Raw genomic sequence first — 4,397 nt, 5'->3', positions numbered from 1 at the left:
TTTCTGTTCGTATATTTTCCTTTCGTGTGGTGTCATACTTGACTTAATAGCGTTTACTACTGCCTGACCTTCTGCATTTAGGACGAGTTTTGACTTTTCTTTCTGTGTAATAACTGTTTCTACTGTTTTGTATGGAAGCCTTTGTACAGGTAAAACTGGAGTGATGTTTTCTGGGATTTTCAGATTCAATGCATACTCGTTGGCAGTTCTACTGTGATGGCTCCCCACAATTTTTATGTATCCATCAATCAGCATTTCCTTTATTGCATGCTTTACTGTGGTAGGAGAACAACCACTAAGTACGGCAAAGTCACTATAACTAATTCTTGCACTCGGCTTTCCTATAAGAACAGTACGAGAAAATATTATCTCGTATAAAACGCACTTTACTGTGTCTTTAAGTTTTGGAAATATGTAGTCAGTTTTGTATATTGATAACGCTATTAGTTCTTTTACATTTATCATTTAATCACCCAAAGCAAGAATCCCGCTGAAACAACTGTTGTTACAATAAATTCAAAAAAACTTCTTACAGGGATTAATCTTATTCCAAAACTTTTGATTTTAGGATTAAGCAGTGGAACTTTCCCTGACACCGCATCCTGTATAATGTGCAAAATTGCACCAACTGAAAGAGCAGAAAGCAACCAAAACATCGGGCGTTCTGTCGGAAGACAGGAAAATAAACTACTATCCTTAAGTGGATGAATAGTTGCAGGATTTTCTTTTAAAATAAGAACACTTAATAGAAAAACAATTAAGTAAGGAATAAACCAGTGAGTATAGGTTCTGTGATATTTTTTCCAACTCTGTCGTGCATCGTGATTTAAAGATAAAAATCCCTTTCCTTCAAGATAATCAGGAATAATTGCCCCCATGGCAGATATTAGGGAAAAGAAAAAATTATTACTTAATGCAAACACAACAGAAAAAGTGATTAATTTATGTGAAATCCATGTCATTATTAATTATTTAACGAATGGTAACCAAGAATAGGCAGATTTAAGGCAAAAAAAAGCCCGCACAAGGCGGGCTAAGGACTAATTAGAAAATTTGAATCTTCTTAATAAGCATTCTACATCAATAATTAATTCTTGTTTTGTGTGTTCTTTAGACTCATTCATTCTTACTGTGGTAGAAACTCTAAATCCATTGCCAACAGCAACTTCATAACCAATTGCTTTTAATGTTTGATACAAACCTACAACATCAACTCCTTTTAAATCATGTTGACTAATAAAACAACTAACTGTACACATTTTAACCTCCTAAAATTTTGAATTTTTTAAAATTTTAGATATGAACCGAACCGTCAAGACGGTTCGGCTTAAATAAAGAGAAATGAAAAATAGATAATCGTTTTTTGTGGGTAGGAACCCAATACCTGCTAAAAGCAGTCACCTTAAAAGGTGAGAAATATTACTGAACGTAAATTGCATTTACAAAAAGTTTTTTCTCGCCTTTAAAGTAGTAAAGATTTGCTTTTTTCCCTTTTTCTAGCTTTCCTTCAACTTTTGTTTTGTCAGTTATTTCATACCATTTACCAGCTACTTTAACTGCTTTCCCATCTGTTCTAATAGCTTCGATCTCTACGTTTTGCATTTTCCCTGTGTTTGTCTCATTATTAGTTGTTTCTGTGTTTTCTACAGGATCAGGAGCTACTATTTTAGTTTCTCCTTCAATCTGTACATCCTCTTGAGTATTAGTTTCCTGTTTTTGTTCTGTAATAGCATCAGCAACAGCTTTAGTTGACTCAATAGCCATTGCTTTCAGAAGTTCTGCAAAAAACAAAACATTTGCCTGATCGACAGGTACATTAATTTTTGTCTCTTCTTTCTTCAATATCACTCCGAACCCTGATTTTTCATTTTTAGACCACTTCTCGATAGTTAAGGTAGATTGCACGTCGTTAAACTTGTGAATTAGACTTACTTTTGTTCCAGTTTTAACAAGATTTAAAATTGACAGATAAGTTCTAAAAGATTCTTCAGCATCAAGCATGAATTTCAATTGAGTCTTTTCCTCGGTTCCAAAAGTAAAGAAACGTAACCAAATCTTCCCATCCTTAAGCCTAACTTCCAATCCTGAATTCTTTGCATAAAATGTGTGTAACATAATAAAACCTCCTAAATAGATTAATTAGATTTAATTAACCTGCCAAAGGCAAGGTTTGTTAATGACTAAAATTTGAAAGAAAAAATGGGAAAATAATGGTAGTCTAAATTTGTGGCATATTGGTGAAGTGCCAATCCCCTTAAAAGGTCTATAGAAAATTACTCTACAGAGAAATCCTATTTTAATAGTAACGATTAGTAACCTTATCCTGCAAGTAATCTCAACTTCCTTGTAAATAAAATCAAGCAAACTTTGTTCAGTATGTGGATATCGAAATGGCGAACTAAGCTTGTCGGACAGGAAATGGATTTGTCCTGTTTGTAAAACTGAACACGATAGAGATATTAATGCATCTTTAAATTTACTAAAAGAAGGACTAAAGATAACAGGTAGGGCTGGAACGGTCCGAACCTACATGCCTGTGGAGGGTACAGTAGTATCCTATGAAGCAGGAAGCCTGCTACTTCAGTAGCAGGTAGTTCACATGTTTTTTATACCTATCCAACAGATATAGTTTCATATTCAAAAATTTCCTCTCCCCCACAATAAGGGCAAGGGGGAAGAGTTTGTTTTACATGTTCTACCCATCTTTTCCCACAGGAATCGCATAGTAGTTTTACAAAACAATAAAACCCTATTTCATCTTCTCTTTGCTTTTTCCATTCATTGTAATTTTTTGTAATTTTTTCTTTTTTTGTCATAATAGCCTCCTTTAATTTCTAAATTTAAAAGTTAATTTTTTAATTTCTTCAGTTGTTACTTTTTCTCCATGCTGTTCGAGTATGTGAAAAAGCCTTTCAACGGGAAGTTTTTTTGGTCCGTCGGAAATCAAAAAAATATAATTAAAATCATTTGTTATTGTAATTTTTTTATTTTCTTTGGTTTTAATTACTATATACCCCATATTATCCTCCTGTTAAATTTTTAATCAAAAAAACAACTTCATGCTTTGTACTAAAGCTTAAAAATACAGTAACCAACTGAAATCCATTCGTTTGGAAGGCTTTTAAAGAGGCAATGTTTTCTTTTACCACTGTTGCTGCAACAAGTGGAGTATCAACAAGCTTTAATAGTTCTGCTATTAATTTTGTCCCATAGCCATTGCCTCTTTTGCCTTCCCTAATACACACCCCTCTAATTTCAGTGGTGTGCCAGGCTGTTTTGTACAGCCCAGCAACACCTATTAAATCTTCCCCATCAAAAAAACCAAAACATTTTGTTCTACTTGGGATATGCGTTCGGTATAAATTATTTTTTAAAAAGTCAATCATCTCTTCTCTTAAAATTTCAGAAAGGCTCAACATTTTCTGCCTCCTCTTCATCGTCTACAAACGTATTTCTTACATTTAATTCGTAATAAAGTTCCTGCAACCTTCTTTCAACTTCAACTTGTTCTGAAATAGATAAGTTCCCATCGTAGTAGTATTCTTCAAGTATTTCTATTTCTCGCTCTATTTCCCTTGTAGTCATTTCTCTAGGTGATTTGTCCCCAGAGAAAATGTGTGTCTCTTCTTCATCGTCATTTGCAAACTCGCCAAACAAGAATGGATTATATCTCGGGTCTTCTTTCTCCTTATTTTTCTTTTTGGCTTTTTTATTGCCATTTTTACCGTTTTCACTCAAAATGCTGGTATAATAGCTGTAATTGAGTCTTTCTAATTCTCTTTTGTGTGTTTTGTGCGGAATTTCACAAATCCGAAAGACTGCAGGTTTTCCTTTGTTAATCTTCAGGATATATAGCTGATGTGGCTCAATTTCTGTGTAAACAATCTTTTCCTGCTCAACTCCAGCTATTTCCAGAGCATTCTTCCACATTTCCATTGTAGATGCAAAAAAGATATTATTTTTGTGGTAGAACACTGATAGTGGTCTATATTCATTTCTCCATAGATAAATGCCTTCGCTTGTTAGGAGTGCAAAGGCATAGTCTCCAACATTAGACACTTCATACGTGGCAGATTTAATTGCATCAACCAGTTTTTCCCCCTGCCGAATTTGTGCCGTAATGCATCTCAAAAACAACTCAGAATCAACTTTGACATCTGTAAGTTTATTCGCTCCAAAATTTTCCGCTATTTCTCTCATCCTTTCACCCAATACTCCATTGTGAATAAGAAAATACCACCTTTTACCAACTTTTGAGCCAAAAGGATGAAGGCTCATTTTGCCTTCAGAGTTTGCTTTACTTCCTACTTTTTGGTTCTATCTAAAAATTGGTGAGTATCCAATCACAAAAAGCATGATAGACCTGAGAGTATGTCCAGATACTCAATCCAGCTTTA

General features: G+C 34.1%; 8 protein-coding genes and 1 pseudogene. 1 reads left to right on the top strand and 8 read right to left on the bottom strand.

Features of this window, described 5'->3' with window-relative positions:
- From HPY60_11615 to HPY60_11600, 4 genes are all read right to left on the bottom strand, one after another.
- On the bottom strand, positions 1-465 hold a 465-nt coding region (locus HPY60_11615; protein NPV51822.1), incomplete at its 3' end, for a hypothetical protein.
- Positions 462-962 (bottom strand): hypothetical protein, encoded by a 501-nt coding sequence (locus tag HPY60_11610; GenBank protein NPV51821.1) that lies wholly within the window; start codon positions 960-962, stop codon positions 462-464. The genes HPY60_11610 and HPY60_11615, both read right to left, overlap by 4 nt.
- A 78-nt stretch (positions 963-1,040) precedes the next feature.
- On the bottom strand, positions 1,041-1,259 hold the full coding sequence (locus HPY60_11605) for a hypothetical protein (GenBank protein ID NPV51820.1): 219 nt from the start codon (positions 1,257-1,259) through the stop codon (positions 1,041-1,043).
- Between the two features lie 160 nt (positions 1,260-1,419).
- Positions 1,420-2,115, bottom strand: a complete 696-nt coding sequence (locus HPY60_11600; GenBank protein ID NPV51819.1) for a hypothetical protein — start codon at positions 2,113-2,115, stop codon at positions 1,420-1,422.
- 241 nt (positions 2,116-2,356) lie between these two features.
- Here HPY60_11600 and HPY60_11595 point away from each other — a divergent pair.
- A pseudogene (locus tag HPY60_11595) lies at positions 2,357-2,497 on the top strand (transposase).
- 115 nt (positions 2,498-2,612) lie between these two features.
- On the opposite strand, the gene HPY60_11590 reads toward HPY60_11595, so the two are convergent.
- From HPY60_11590 to HPY60_11575, 4 genes are read right to left on the bottom strand one after another with little or no spacing between them, the layout of a single operon-like run.
- The gene (locus HPY60_11590) at positions 2,613-2,816 is read right to left on the bottom strand and encodes a hypothetical protein (GenBank protein ID NPV51818.1); all 204 of its coding nucleotides are present in this window, start codon (positions 2,814-2,816) and stop codon (positions 2,613-2,615) included.
- An 11-nt stretch (positions 2,817-2,827) separates the two neighbouring features.
- Positions 2,828-3,019 (bottom strand): hypothetical protein, encoded by a 192-nt coding sequence (locus HPY60_11585; GenBank protein ID NPV51817.1) that lies wholly within the window; start codon positions 3,017-3,019, stop codon positions 2,828-2,830.
- 1 nt (position 3,020) lies between these two features.
- Entirely contained in the window at positions 3,021-3,419 is a 399-nt protein-coding gene (locus HPY60_11580; GenBank protein NPV51816.1) for a GNAT family N-acetyltransferase, read from the bottom strand.
- Entirely contained in the window at positions 3,403-4,278 is an 876-nt protein-coding gene (locus HPY60_11575; GenBank protein ID NPV51815.1) for a hypothetical protein, read from the bottom strand. Before HPY60_11575 ends, HPY60_11580 begins: the two co-directional genes overlap by 17 nt.
- Positions 4,279-4,397 lie beyond the last annotated feature (119 nt).

Source organism: Methanofastidiosum sp., assembly GCA_013178285.1.
Classification (GTDB): domain Archaea; phylum Methanobacteriota_B; class Thermococci; order Methanofastidiosales; family Methanofastidiosaceae; genus Methanofastidiosum.
Note: the sequence above shows the minus strand (reverse complement) of the source record. Positions and strands in the feature narration are given on the sequence as shown.

Bases quoted from the DNA above. Each gene is read 5' to 3' on its own strand.
- HPY60_11610 (NPV51821.1), bottom strand. From the start codon at position 962: ATGACATGGATTTCACATAAATTAATCACTTTTTCTGTTGTGTTTGCA.
- HPY60_11605 (NPV51820.1), bottom strand. From the start codon at position 1,259: ATGTGTACAGTTAGTTGTTTTATTAGTCAACATGATTTAAAAGGAGTT.
- HPY60_11600 (NPV51819.1), bottom strand. From the start codon at position 2,115: ATGTTACACACATTTTATGCAAAGAATTCAGGATTGGAAGTTAGGCTT.
- HPY60_11590 (NPV51818.1), bottom strand. From the start codon at position 2,816: ATGACAAAAAAAGAAAAAATTACAAAAAATTACAATGAATGGAAAAAG.
- HPY60_11585 (NPV51817.1), bottom strand. From the start codon at position 3,019: ATGGGGTATATAGTAATTAAAACCAAAGAAAATAAAAAAATTACAATA.
- HPY60_11580 (NPV51816.1), bottom strand. From the start codon at position 3,419: ATGTTGAGCCTTTCTGAAATTTTAAGAGAAGAGATGATTGACTTTTTA.
- HPY60_11575 (NPV51815.1), bottom strand. From the start codon at position 4,278: ATGAGCCTTCATCCTTTTGGCTCAAAAGTTGGTAAAAGGTGGTATTTT.